Origin of the sequence: Pseudomonas sp. StFLB209, from assembly GCF_000829415.1 — a bacterium.
GTDB lineage: Bacteria > Pseudomonadota > Gammaproteobacteria > Pseudomonadales > Pseudomonadaceae > Aquipseudomonas.
This window is the reverse complement of sequence record NZ_AP014637.1, coordinates 4,523,194-4,535,642: the sequence shown is the minus strand read 5'-3', so window position 1 is coordinate 4,535,642 and position 12,449 is coordinate 4,523,194. Positions and strand designations below refer to the sequence as shown.

The window sequence follows — 12,449 nt, the reverse complement described above, 5'->3', positions numbered from 1 at the left end:
CTCCTACGGTTGCAGCATGAATTCCCAGCTCACCCGGAACAGCCGGGTGTCTGATTCGTAATCGTCGGGCAAGCGCTGGGCCTGGCCGACGGTGAAGCCCGGGCCGGGTCGGGTCATGACCTCGAACACGGCATTGGCCAACTCCAGGGCCAACAGTTTGTTGCCCGCCCAGGCATCGACTTGCAGGGTGGCGTCTTGCGAGCCGTCCCAGCCGGACAGCACCCAGCCGGTGGCGACGCCGACGCCCAGCCAGGTGATGCGCGGCACCGGTGCGTCAGGCGGGGCGATTTCCGGGTAGACGTGACCGCCCGCCAGTGCGCCAAGGCGCGCCGCGATGTGGGTTTCGATCATGGGTGGTTACCTGATAAGGACCTTGTCGATGGCGTCGGCCAGCCGGGTGCGCACCGCGCCTTCGATCTGCGGCAGGCTGCCGTCCCAGGCCGGGCGGATGAAGGGCCGGGCGCGCAGTTTCGAGGTGCCCAGCTCCAGAAATTTCCAGTAGAACGGCGAGGCGTATTCGGTTCTCAGCCGTTTGCCCGGCTTGCTGCCGCGCTTGAGCGCTCGGGTGGTTTTGCCGGTGGGCCGTCTGACCCGGATACCGGCGGTGGCAGCACCTTGGTTGTGCGCCTGACCGGCGCGGCTGGCGATGATGTTTTTTTTCAGTTTGCGGGTGCGCACCGGTGCCGAGGTGCGGGCTTTGTCGCGCACCACTCGCGCCCCGGCCATTACTGCGTCACGCAAGACCCGCTCGCCAGTGGCCTTGGCCAGCCGTTCGAAGTCGGCCTGCAGATCGCCCAGGCCGAGGATGTTCATGGAGATTTCAGCCATCCGCCTTCACCTTATGGATGTCACCGTTTTGCACATGAGCCGCAGCCGGTGGCGGCCCCGGTCGAGCAGTGGCTGTTCGATCTGGTAGGTCAGTGTGTCGTGTGCGACGCGCATGCCGGCCAGCGCCGCCAGCGGTCGGCAGTGGATTTCCACGGTGACCTCAGCTTGGTGCTGGGCGGCGGCCAGCCAGTTGCGGCCGCTGACAGCACGCACATCACCCCAGAACGCGCGCACCAGCACCCACCGGTCGGTGTCACCGCCTAGCGGGTCGCGGATCGGCTCGTTGCGGTACAGCTGGCAGCGGTGCCGGTAGTGGCCTGCGCCCATGTCAGAACCTCGCGGGTAAGGTGATTTCGCTGAGCAGCGAGTCGAGAAAGGTGCCAGGCAGCTTGGCCAGGGTCTGGCCGGTGACCACGGTCTCGCGGTGTTCGTACGCGGTGGCCGCGTGCATCAGCAACCACGAGCGCACGCCGGGGTGACGATCCAGATCGGTGCCAGCCAGGTAGCGGATCGACAATTCACCTGCTGGACGCCCGGCGGGAAACAGCAGCCGGGTTTCCTTGGCGCTGTGTACCAGTCGGGTGGCGACGTTCAGCGGCTGTTCACTGCCATCGGCCTGCACCTGGCAGACGCTGACGATGGCTTTGACCTGACCGATTTCCAGCACCCGGCCACTGGCGTATGACGCGGGCCAGTGTTCCTGATATTCGGCCTCGCGCACCGCCGCCCCAGCCAGCGCTTCGGCCTGTTGAGTGATGCCGGGAATGATCACCTGCTCGATCAGCGCCGCCTGCATGTCTTCAGCATCGAGGCGGCATTGCCGGGCGACTTCATCCAGGCTTAGCACCGGCTCGCCGGTGTAAGCGATGCGCCGGGCCATGCTCAGGGTTTCTCGTCGTTGTCGGCAGGTGCGGCCGGGGTCGCCGGTTCAGGTCGGGTTTCCGCAGCCGGTTTGCTCGTTGGCTTGGCCGGGCGGCGTTGTTTCTTGCCGCCCTCATGCTCGGTGGCGACACCGGCATCGATCAGGGTCTGGGCGACCGCTTCGTCGAAACCGGCGGTTTCGCCCGCCGCGTAGCCGCGCCAGTGTTTGGCAAAGGTGATGATTACTTTGGACATGGGTTACCTCGCAATGGAATCGGCCCGCCAGTGCGGGCCGTGGATGACGTCACAGCCCGGCGCCCCAGACCACGTCGGTGAGCATCGCGACCGACTCGATGTGCCGGGGGCCAAAGTCGTGCTTGGCGATCACCCGCACCAGGGTCTGGTCGCGCTGGAAAGCGCTGACGATGTTCCCGGCGTTGTCCTTGTAGGTGGCCTCTTTGCTGAAGTCGATGACCATGTCGTCGTCTTCGCCGATGAAGCAATCGGCGAAATCGGCAAAGTAGATTTCCGAGGCATCACCGTTTTCACCGAGGTTGATCGGCACCTGGGTGGTGGTCGCCACCGGGAAGCCTTTGAGCAGGTTCTGGTCCAGCTCCGGGTAGGCCTTGTTGCCGTTGCCGTCACGCAGCGCGGCCAGCCAGCGTTTGCTGCGCGGGGCCATGATGAAGCCCGGCATCAGCATGTTCGCGTCGGCCTGTTCCAGGCGCAGGATCAGCGCCGACAGGGCCATTTCGACGATGTGCAGCTCTTTGTCCGGCGGGCAGGTGATGATGTTGAACGCCGGTGCCCAGAAGCGCAGGCCTTTGGGCAGGTTGCCGGTCCCGGCGCCGCGAATGAAGCCCAGGTCTTCGGCCAGCCCCACCGCAGCCGTCAGGTCGTTGACCACCAGCCGGTCAACGTTGGGGTTGGTACCGGAATAGCTCAGCAGGTCGTTGCTGATCGGCACCAGGCCGGCCAGTTTCTTGGCCGACAGTTTGAGGTCGTCGAAATTCAGGTCGGTGACCGGCACGTCTTCTTCGCTGCCGATGTAGCCGACAATCGCCCCGCCTTTGATGCGCGGAATGGTCAGGTTGCCGCTATTGAGTGGCAACGACACGGCGCCGAGTTTGCGCACCACCGATTTGGGCCGCAGCAGCTCGATCACTTCGCTGGAAAAGCTGTGCGGCACCAGCACGCCGCCCGCACCGGGGGTCACAGTGCTCAGGGCCATGGCGATTTCCGGGTTCATGCCGCCGTCACTGGCCATTTTTGCGGCGGCCTGTTGATCGCCACGGGTTGCGGCCAGCAAGCGGACCATTTGCGCCATGTTGGCTCCGGGAATCGGCTTGGCTGTGAATGGGCCGCTGATGCCACCGGCCGGTGGGCTGGTGATGCCTTGTGCGCCTTCGCTGAGCGGCACGGCACTGGCCAGCGCGGTGCGTTCGGCGGCCTCGGCGCGGCTGAGTTTGTCGGTCAGCGTGTTGAAGGCGCTGTTGAGTGAATCGAAGGATGTCAGTTGTTCGGCATCCAGCACGCCGCCGTCGGCTTCGATGCGCGCCAGCGCCTGGATCTGCTCGTTAAGTTTGGCGCGTTCGCTGCGCAATTGGGTAACCAGGGACATGGGTCTCTCCAGAATAAAAAAACCGCCCTGAGGGCGGTGGATGGTGCGGCCGTGAACGCGGTCAGAGTCGGGCAGCGATGGCGCAGGCGCGGGCTTGCAGGCTGATGCGTTGGCGTTGCTGCCGGTGCAGGGCGATGCCTTGGCTCAGTTGGTCGAGCGCCTGTTGCGGTGCCTGCATGCGGTCGGCCAGGCCCATGGCGATGGCCTTGGCGCCCCGGTAGCAGGCCGCTTCGGTGGCGATGACCTTGGCCACGTCGAGGTGGCGGTAGTCGGCCACCTGCTGGGTGAACATCTGGTAGCTGTCTTGCACCAGTTCGTTGAGCACCTGCAGCGACTGGGCGGTAAGCGGCTCGTGTGGGCTGAGGTCGTTTTTGTGCGCCCCGGCGTAGACCGTGGTGACTTTGACGCCCATGCCCTCTTCCATTTTCGAGCGGTCCATGTGGCTGGCAATCACCCCGATGGAACCGACCCCGGAGGTCTGGCTGACGACGATTTCGGTGCATGCAGCGGCCAGCAGGTAAGCCCCGGAATAGGCCATGAAGTTGACCAGCGCGGTGATCGGTTTGATCGCCGTGGCGGCGCGAATGTCCGCCGCCAGTTCGAAGGCCCCGACCGCGCTGCCGCCGGGGCTGTCGATGTCGAGCACGATGCGTTCGACCAGCGGATCGGCCACGGCGCGGCTGAGCGAACGCCGCAGGTCTTCGTAGCTGGTCATGGTTTCGCAGGCCGCCAGATGGCTGCCGCGACTGACCAGCACGCCGCTGACCGGGATCACTTCGATGCCGGTTTCGGCGATGACCTTCAGCCGCTGTTCTTCACGGCGCTGGGCCTGCTGTTCGCGGTCGTCGTCATCGAACATCATCTGTGCGCCCTGGCTGATGCCTGCGGTGTGCAGGCTGATGATGTTCAGGCTCAGGGTCTGGTTGGCCCAACGCACGGCGAGGTCGAGCAAGTCAGGGGTGGTCAGCAGCGGCTGGTTGAACAGCAGGCTGGCCACCCGGAGGTGGTGTTTCATGCGCCAAGCATCCTCAGGATGTCGTCGCGCTGCTGTTCCAGCCGGGCGCGGACGTCGGGGTTATCGGGGTTGGCCGGGTTGTGGGTCACGTCGACCATGTTCAGCGGTTGCAGGTAGCTGTCGCCGTTGGCCACCGGCGGCATGTTTTCCAGGCGGCGGATGTCGTTGATCGACAGCCAGCCCCACTGGCGGCCGACCGCGTAGGCGTCGTAGCGGCTTTTCTGGTCGCCGCGCAGCAGCCCGGACAGGTTGAATTCAATGAAGTAGTCCTTGCGTTCGCTGCCCAGCAGGAAGTCGCGCATCATCGCCTGCTCGTGGCGCTTGACCCACGGCATCAGGGCGAAGATCACGTACTGGATCAGCAACTGTTCCAGGCTGTTGTAGCTGGCTTTTTCGAGGTCGTTGACCATGTGCGGCGGGATCTTGTAGATCCGCGCCACGTCCAGGCCGGTGGCTTTCATGATGCCCAGCAGTTCGGAGTCGACGTTGTTCATCGACACCGGTTTGAAGGTCATGCCCTCTTGCAGCAAGGCGACCTTTTTGGCGTTATCGATACCGGCGAATTTCTCGCCCCATTGATCCAGGATCCGGTTGATACTTTCCATGTCGCGGATGGCAGGCGACTCTTTGGGCCGCTCGATCACGCCGCTGACCGCCGTGCCGTTGGCAAACGACTTGCCCGCGTACTGACGCACCGCCTGGGCCAGCCCCACCGCGTCGGCATGCAGCTCGATGGGTGACAGGCCGGTGTAGTGGTTGCGGGTGTGCCAGCGCACATGGTGAATCAGGCGCATGGGCAGCGGCGCATGACCGCCGATGCGGTAGCACGGCAGCAGGTCGGTGCCCTTGAGCACTTGAATCTGGTCGTTGTGCAGCGGGTACAGCGCTTTCACCGCGCCGTTGTCGGCCCGCTCGATGAAGCTGAATGCATTGCCACGCATGCCCGCCGCCAGCTGGCTGTACTCGCGGTACTCATAGGGCGTTTGCCACGGGTTGGGCTGGTAGCGCAGCACGTCGTACAGCGGGTGATGAATCGCCGCCTCGCGCTTGCCGTCGCCCAGCCGCCGGTAGAGTTCCAGCGGCAACTGCGCGACGCTTTCGGCCAGCAGGGTCACGCAGTTTTGCACCACGGTCAGGGCCAGCGCGCTGTCGGCGGTGACTCTGACCCCGGCCGAGGATCGCGACGAGCCGATCAGGCTTTGCCAGAAGCGGCTTTTGCCGTCCGACACCAGCCCGTCGTCCGGGCTGAGTTGCTTGCTGAAGAACATGCTCAACCACTCCCGTTGCCAGCTTTGCGCGGTACACCGGCCGCTGCCCGGTCGGCCAGGTACGCCCAGCCCAGCAGGCACAGCCCGGCGATGATGCAGGCGGCCGGGATGTGGATCAGGGCGATGCCGCCGATCAGCAGGCCAAAGCCCAGCCCGCCGGCCAGCCAGGCCAGCAGTGCGATGAGGTTCATATGCCGATTCCTTGGTCGTAAATGGAGGTGCCGCTGGCGGCTACGGGTATTGAGCCACTGATACCGGTAGCCATTAGCGCGGCGACGATGCCGTCGATGCGGCCGGTGGCCTTGGCTTTGTCGGGCTTGCGGTTGTTGGCTTCGTCGGCCTTGATTACGGTGTTGCCCGCGCACCAGGTCATCACCGGGTTGCCGTCGTGGCGCAGGCTTTCGACGCTGACACGTTGCGCATCGCTGCTGCTCTGCATGACAGGCATATCAACACCCAGCAGGCGCCGCTCGAATTCGTCGACGGCCGGTGCCATCGACATATAGCCCTGACCGAAATCGATCATGGGCGGCAACTGAAAGTCGTGATCGTCGCCCAGTTGAATGAAATCCTCGATGCGCCAACGGTCGTAGCCGATCTTGCGCACATCGAAGTAAGCGCAGATGGTTTGCAGACGCCGCAGAATGTACAACTTGCTGATCGCCCGGCCCGGCGTGGTTTCCATATCGCGAGTCTTGATCCACGCCAAGTACGGCACTTTGTCACGCCGCTCCCGCTCTTCAAGCTGGTGATCGGGAATCCAGAAATACGGCAGCAACCGCCAGTGCGGGTCTTCATAGGTCGGGTAGAACAGCAGCACGAAGGCGGTCAGGTCGGTGGTGCTGGCCAGGTCCAGGCCGCCGACGCACGGCCGGTTGCGCAGCACCGACATCGGTACGGGTTCACGTGCCTGGTCCCATACTTCCCAAGAAATCCAAGGCGAGATGGCCTGGGTCCATTCGCAGAAATTCAGCCGGCGAGTAATGGCTTCTTTACTGGGCATGCCACGGGCATCACTGACCTGCTCGCGCAGGTACTGGCGGCCGGGAATGCCGTCGGTCTGGCCTTCCTGAATGAAATCCAGGCTGGGGTTGACCTTTGACCAGCAACTTTCATCGGTAAACGGGTCGTCGCCCTTGTCCAAGCTGCAGATAAAGGCGAAAAAGGCATCGTTGTCTTCCTCTCCCTTGCAAATCCGCACGCCCAGTTCATGGTGCTGCCAACACACACTGTTCTTGTCCGACCCGCTATTGGTGATCATCACGATCAGCGCCTGACGGCGACTCTTGGTCCCGGCGCGAACCATGTTCACCACGTTGCCGTTGCGGTGCTCGTGGATCTCATCGAGCAAGGCCACATGCGGACGCGGGCCGGACTGGCCTTCATCGGCGCTGATCGGTTTGAAAAACGACTCGGTGTTGCCGTAGTACAGGTTCCAGATCTTTTCGTTGCGCCCGGACATCTCGATCCGGGCTGACAGCGATGGCGACTGTTTGACCATCGCCACGGCATCGCGAAACAGGATCATCGCCTGGTCGCGCTTGGTGGCGGCGGCGTAGACCTCGGCACGCGCTTCGTTGTCGGCCACCAGGCCCAGCAGGCCGATACCGGCGGCCAGCGGACTTTTGCCGGAGCCTTTGGCGGTTTCGATGAAGGCGGTACGGAAGCGCCGGTAGCCGTCGGCGCGTTTCCAGCCAAACAGGCTGCCGACAATGAACGCTTGCCAGGGCGCGAGCAGGAAGGGTTTGCCTTCGAACTCGCCGCCGTTGAGCACCAGCACGTCTTCAAAAAAACCGATGGCAAACTGCGCTGCGCTCAGATCCCAGTGCAAACCGCGCTTGTGGCCGTGACGCAGGTCGCGCAGATGACGCCGGGCGGCGCGGCGTACATCTGGACCGGCCAACCGTTGCTTTTTCACCACCGCCAGGGCGAAGTCCGTCGCCCGGTCGACTTCAGCTGAAGTACTTGGCGGCGGCGTCTCTTGGCTCATTGGGGATCAGGTCCATTTGCGGGGAAACCAGCTTCAGCGCCCTGCGAGCCAAGGGCGTGAAACCGAACTGGCGACCGATGTGGTCGGCTTTCTGGTGGGCATCGTTGCGCAGCTTGCGCCAGATCGACATGTCGGCAGCGCCGGACTTGTACACCTGCACATCGCCCAGGTGGCCCGAGGCGATCTTGTCGTTCATCTGCTCGATCAGGGTGTTGAACTTGCGCCACTCGACCTTGGCCTGGCAGTACTCGGCGATGGCTTGGCCGTCTACACGCGATACAAGGCCCAGGGCGAGCAAATCGGGGATCAGATGATCCCATTCACGCAGCACCTCTTCGCTCAGCCAGTCAGGCCTTGGAGGCGCCTCTACGGGCACTGGCGGATGCTGGACCTCATCCAGCAGGGATTTGACGTTCTTTTTGCTGGCATTGCCTGTCAGCAGGTGCACCACCGCCGGTTTAGCCGGACGGCCTGAATTGCCATTACCGGCCATGTAAAACCTCACTATCTGTACGGAATAAGCCCCCAGGCCTCAAGGGGCCACCCCCCATTTTTCCCGCATTTTGCAAGGAGAGTGGAGGACTCGGTCTATGTGAAAAAGGCCAAAAACTTTATGACCCCCCTACCCTCGGCACGCCGGAAAATGGCCGGCCAATCAGGCCCGTGGCCGGTTCCAATGGTGGCCGGGGTCCAGCGGCCGGCCCGCTGCATCGCAACCGACCTGCCGCCCGGATTTCTCCAGCCGTTGCTTCCACGAGTTGTGGCAGGTCTCGCACAAGGGCTGCCAGTTGTTGCGATCCCAGAACAGCCCCATATCGCCGCGATGCGGCTTGATGTGGTCAACCACCGAAGCCGCGGCGATCAAGCCCTGACGCTGACAGTTCACACACAGCGGATGCTTGCGCAGGAAACCGGCGCGGGCTTGTTGCCAGCGGTAGGTGTAGGGGCTGGGCTGCTTGATCGACTGCATCAACCGTCAGCATCCCTGCGCGTCAGCCCCAGCCGCCGCGCAGCCCATCGCTCATAAAAACTGATCGCCAGATCCGCCCCCGCCATCGCCGTCAAACTGCCCACTGCCGCAGCAGCCATCATCGGCACCTCTGCCGCATACAGCAGCATCATGGTCGAGACGCCGCACATCACGCTGGACCCAGAGCGCAGCACCAGACGGCGCACAATCTTCGAACCGCACAAGCCGTCCTTGTCGGCGCGCCACAGCTCGCCGGTCACACCGCCGGCCAGGGCCAGCGTGATCAGCAGCCACAGCGGCAGCTCGTTCAGTGTTTGTTGCCCGTCCGTCATCACGTCCCCCAGAAATGCAAAGACCCGGCACGAAGGCCGGGTCTGGTATGCGGTACGGGCCGCTTGCTGCGCCCGCACCTGTCGAAGATGACTACTTTTTACCCCCTGATTTTCCTGGCATCAAGCTCAATCCGGCGCCACCCATGAATATCCGGGTAACACCCAGTGAATGTCGGGTGAATGTCGGGATATTTTCAACCATCGCTTTCGCGGCTTTGCCGCGTCTCACTATGCCCCACGGATCCAGAGACAGGCCGGACATCTCAAGGCCACATAAATCAAGGCTCTACCCTACTGTCCTACTTATTAACTCCTTTTCCGTGTGTAGAAGGATATTAATCACACGCTGCGCGACGCGCGCGTGCATGACGGCGCACATGTGCGCGGGGCACTTTTGCCGGGACACTGGGACAGACCACGTAATACATGGCCCGCAGCCGACCCACTGCAAAACAGCCAGTGGGTCAGGCCAGACAGCAACCGGCGCGCCATCATGCAGCGCGCCGCCCGAGCAGGCTGGCAATACACACATGCGCATCATGAAGCCGCTGGTAGTAAGTCTTGAGGCTACAGCCGCAATACATCACCTTCTGCGACAACAGGCTGTCGTAGTTGCAGTAATGCTCCCGCACCGCCACCGCCAGTTCTGGCGCCAGGTGCTTGTTAACGATCAGCTCGATATCGGCAGACTCATCCAGCAGCACCCGGCTCCCGCGTGTGCCCCGGATCAACTCGCCTTTGCACTCCATCAACATGGCAATCATATTGCCGCCACCGCCTGTGCCTTCGTGATCGCTGTGCAGCTCCTGCGCCCAAAGCTTGAGCATTTCGTCGATGTACTTAACCAAAACAGGCCTCCTGCACCGGAGCCGATGCCGCTGTCAGGCGTCCCCAGCCGGGCGGCTTCTTGTAAGCCCAGGGCCGCTTGCCGCTCTTGCGCAACGCTGGCAAACGCACACGCTGCCAGCCCAGCCGATGCATGATCGCCCCGACCCGCATCTGCTCCGGCTTGCCCCAGTGCCCGAAATCCAGCTTCAACGCGGCACTCAGCAGATCGCTGCCGGTAGTGGTCTCACCGATCTGCGACTCTTCCAGCCATTGCAAAATCGGCCCTTCCCACTCATCGACCACAAACCGATCTTCCTGCGCCGCCGTGAACATCGGTTCCTCTTCGCGGGTCACCCACCAACGGTCACCAGCGTGGTAGCAATACACCGCCTCGGCCAGCAACTGGTCGCGTATCTCCCGCAGCTTGTCCAGGTCCGTATCACCACACGCCACCGGCCAGTAACGCCGGTTGCCGGTCGGGTCTTTCAGATACTCTTCCTGATTGGTCGTCCCCACGAAAACACACTGGCGTGGCACGTCGATCGTTCTGCGGCCATAGCTTTCGCGGTAGGTGTCGACCGTGGCCGAGAAAAACTGCTTGGCCTTGGTGCTCTCGGCCTTGTTGAAGCTGTCCAGTTCGCCCAGCTCCACGACCCACTTGCCGCGCAACGCCTGAAACGCATCCTTGTCGCCCAGCACAAACGGCGTATCCATGAACCACTTGCCGCCGATGATGTTCATCGCCGTGGACTTGCCCGCGCCCTGCCCGCCTTCCAGAATCATCACCGCATCGGCCTTGCAGCCCGGCTGCATGATTCGCGCAACCGCTGAAATCAACCAACGCTTGCCGACCTTGGCGCTGTACTCGGTGGCAGGAACACCCAGGGTATCGGTCAGCCAACTGTTCAAACGCGGCGTGCGGTCCCATTCCAGGCCATCCAGGTATTGGCGGACAGGGTGAAAGCTATGGTCATGGGCCACCACGCTGACCGCCTCCATCACACTGGACGCCTTGACCCGCAAGTTGTAGTGCTGGGCCAGCCACTTCATCACCCGCATGTCATCGATGTCAGCCCACTCACCCGTGCCCCCGCCATACGTCGCGGCCCGCAGCTTGATGATCTTGGAACTGAACTCGCAGTAGTTGATCACCCCACCCCAGCGCTCATCGTTGCCCAGCACCAGTTCAACGTTCTGCATATGCGGAATCAGATTGCCGTTCTCCGAGCGAGCCAACTGATTCTTCCAGCCCCCGGCCGCCGGTGGCCTCACAACAGCCATCACCTGCCGCCGCACCGCATCCAGCCCTTCGGCACAATGCAGATCGTTGAAGTCAGTCCACTTATCCTCCCGCTCACCCGAAAAGATCGGCGCAACCACCTGGCCACCGACCACCACCGCCGCATTGCTGGCTTTCTCTTCACCGGGGTTCCAAGGCTCGCCGTTCTGCTTGGTGGTCTTCCAGTCATCGTCACGGCAGATAATCAGCGGCCGGCCCGGAAACCGCTCGCGCATGCTCTTGGCCACCGGCAGCAGGTTGCCCGCATCAAACGCGATGGCCACCGCCATCGACGTCGCCATGTGCAGGCTCGCGCCGGTCGCGTAGCCCTCACACACCAACACCGGTTCACCGGGGTCAGGCTCCGGGCCGATCAGATGAAACGCGCCCTCCTTGGTCATCCCGCTCGGCCAGTACATTTTCGACAGGCCGGTGACCGGATGCTTGTCGGGATAGATCACCTGCAGGCCGACAATCCGGTCCCGGGCGTTCTGCAGCGGAATCAACACCGCACCACTGCGCGGCGAGTAACGAACCCGAAGGCCCACCACCTGCTTGCGCTGCAGGTACGCGCTGTTGCCTTTCTCCGGCAAGCGCTGGAAGATCGCCGAGGCCCGTGCAGCAGCACGCCGCGCCCGATGCGCCGCCACCTCCACCGCCCGGCGCTTGGCCTCTTCCTGCCGGGCGCGCATCACCTCGCGTTCCTCGGCAGACATCCGCCCCGGCTTGACCTTGATCTTCTGCGTCTCACCCAGGCGCCAGTCGCCATAGCTGCCAAAGATCAGCGTCTCACCCTTGGCGGTGAGGTGTTCATAAGCCACATACCAGCCCTTCTTTTCCCGGCCGGTGTCGCGCGTGGTCTTGCAGCGGGTCAGCTTGCCGTACACCAGCGGCATCTCCGGCAGCAGCCCATAGTCATGAAACTGCACCAATACTTCAGCCAGCATGGCGCCCCCCCGCACGTTCAAACGCGCCCTGGCAATGCATGCAACGCTTGCAGCCCTTGGCCGCGATCTGCCGGGCCATGGGGATCCACTTCCGACAAGTGCAGCAGTACTGCTGCGAAGCACAGCCGGGACGCGAACGATGAGCTTTCAGCGCTTGATCCAGACGCCACTCCAGCAGGTCGTTGGCACGATCAGCGTTATCAGCCATGCGCACCTCCCAACCGGGTCAGGAGGCCAAGCAACGGATAAACCGCCAGGCGATTCAGCCAACCGCTGCCAGTAGCTGGCGCGCCTCTTCCAGAGTGAGAACCTGCGCATCGCCCGCTGAAAATGTGTCGCAATTTGTCAGCGCCAAAACCCCCAGCGGCAAAGGCTCGCGCCCGTCCCAATCGTCCACAACGTGGGTCTTTCCGAAGAATTCCAGCAACTGCACGGCCAGCGTGGTTTTGCCCGAGCCTTGTGGTCCCGTGATAATCAGCGTCTGCATAAAAATCTACCTTGAATGAAAGA

Annotated in this window: 17 protein-coding genes; all 17 read right to left on the bottom strand. The window is 63.0% G+C overall.

What is annotated here, in order from left to right:
• Positions 1-3 precede the first annotated feature (3 nt).
• The 17 genes from gp17 to PSCI_RS20385 all read right to left on the bottom strand — a co-directional run bounded on the left by gp17 (position 4) and on the right by PSCI_RS20385 (position 12,426).
• Positions 4-351 (bottom strand): tail completion protein gp17, encoded by a 348-nt coding sequence (gp17, locus tag PSCI_RS28265; protein WP_052483451.1) that lies wholly within the window; start codon positions 349-351, stop codon positions 4-6.
• 6 nt (positions 352-357) lie between these two features.
• Entirely contained in the window at positions 358-828 is a 471-nt protein-coding gene (locus PSCI_RS20460; RefSeq protein WP_045490568.1) for an HK97-gp10 family putative phage morphogenesis protein, read from the bottom strand.
• Between the two features lie 6 nt (positions 829-834).
• Positions 835-1,155 carry a phage head closure protein gene (locus PSCI_RS20455; protein ID WP_052483449.1) on the bottom strand — a complete coding sequence of 107 codons (321 nt, stop codon included), beginning with the start codon at positions 1,153-1,155 and terminating at the stop codon, positions 835-837.
• Between the two features lies 1 nt (position 1,156).
• Positions 1,157-1,708, bottom strand: coding sequence for a hypothetical protein (locus PSCI_RS20450; RefSeq protein WP_045490567.1), 552 nt, complete (start codon positions 1,706-1,708; stop codon positions 1,157-1,159).
• Between the two features lie 2 nt (positions 1,709-1,710).
• Positions 1,711-1,944, bottom strand: coding sequence for a hypothetical protein (locus tag PSCI_RS20445; RefSeq protein WP_045490566.1), 234 nt, complete (start codon positions 1,942-1,944; stop codon positions 1,711-1,713).
• 49 nt (positions 1,945-1,993) lie between these two features.
• On the bottom strand, positions 1,994-3,310 hold the full coding sequence (locus tag PSCI_RS20440) for a phage major capsid protein (protein WP_045490565.1): 1,317 nt from the start codon (positions 3,308-3,310) through the stop codon (positions 1,994-1,996).
• Positions 3,311-3,371: 61 nt separating this feature from the next.
• A complete protein-coding gene (locus tag PSCI_RS20435; protein WP_045490564.1) occupies positions 3,372-4,325 on the bottom strand; it encodes a S49 family peptidase in 954 nt (317 codons plus the stop codon).
• Positions 4,322-5,593: a phage portal protein gene (locus PSCI_RS20430; RefSeq protein ID WP_045490563.1), complete on the bottom strand. Its 1,272-nt coding sequence runs from the start codon at positions 5,591-5,593 to the stop codon at positions 4,322-4,324. Before PSCI_RS20430 ends, PSCI_RS20435 begins: the two co-directional genes overlap by 4 nt.
• Positions 5,594-5,595: 2 nt before the next feature.
• Positions 5,596-5,784, bottom strand: coding sequence for a hypothetical protein (locus tag PSCI_RS20425; RefSeq protein ID WP_045490562.1), 189 nt, complete (start codon positions 5,782-5,784; stop codon positions 5,596-5,598).
• Positions 5,781-7,583 (bottom strand): terminase large subunit, encoded by a 1,803-nt coding sequence (locus PSCI_RS20420; protein ID WP_045490561.1) that lies wholly within the window; start codon positions 7,581-7,583, stop codon positions 5,781-5,783. The genes PSCI_RS20425 and PSCI_RS20420 overlap by 4 nt, the downstream gene beginning before the upstream one ends.
• The gene (locus tag PSCI_RS20415) at positions 7,546-8,076 is read right to left on the bottom strand and encodes a P27 family phage terminase small subunit (RefSeq protein ID WP_045490560.1); all 531 of its coding nucleotides are present in this window, start codon (positions 8,074-8,076) and stop codon (positions 7,546-7,548) included. Before PSCI_RS20415 ends, PSCI_RS20420 begins: the two co-directional genes overlap by 38 nt.
• 162 nt (positions 8,077-8,238) lie before the next feature.
• Positions 8,239-8,553 (bottom strand): HNH endonuclease, encoded by a 315-nt coding sequence (locus PSCI_RS20410; RefSeq protein ID WP_045490558.1) that lies wholly within the window; start codon positions 8,551-8,553, stop codon positions 8,239-8,241.
• Positions 8,553-8,885, bottom strand: a complete 333-nt coding sequence (locus tag PSCI_RS20405) for a phage holin family protein (protein WP_045494655.1) — start codon at positions 8,883-8,885, stop codon at positions 8,553-8,555. Before PSCI_RS20405 ends, PSCI_RS20410 begins: the two co-directional genes overlap by 1 nt.
• A gap of 491 nt (positions 8,886-9,376) precedes the next feature.
• Positions 9,377-9,733, bottom strand: a complete 357-nt coding sequence (locus PSCI_RS20400) for a PA0613 family protein (RefSeq protein WP_045490556.1) — start codon at positions 9,731-9,733, stop codon at positions 9,377-9,379.
• The gene (locus tag PSCI_RS20395; RefSeq protein WP_045490554.1) at positions 9,726-11,939 is read right to left on the bottom strand and encodes a VapE domain-containing protein; all 2,214 of its coding nucleotides are present in this window, start codon (positions 11,937-11,939) and stop codon (positions 9,726-9,728) included. Before PSCI_RS20395 ends, PSCI_RS20400 begins: the two co-directional genes overlap by 8 nt.
• Positions 11,929-12,147, bottom strand: coding sequence for a hypothetical protein (locus PSCI_RS20390; protein ID WP_045490552.1), 219 nt, complete (start codon positions 12,145-12,147; stop codon positions 11,929-11,931). The genes PSCI_RS20395 and PSCI_RS20390 overlap by 11 nt, the downstream gene beginning before the upstream one ends.
• Positions 12,148-12,201: 54 nt before the next feature.
• On the bottom strand, positions 12,202-12,426 hold the full coding sequence (locus PSCI_RS20385; protein WP_045490550.1) for a hypothetical protein: 225 nt from the start codon (positions 12,424-12,426) through the stop codon (positions 12,202-12,204).
• Positions 12,427-12,449: the final 23 nt, after the last annotated feature.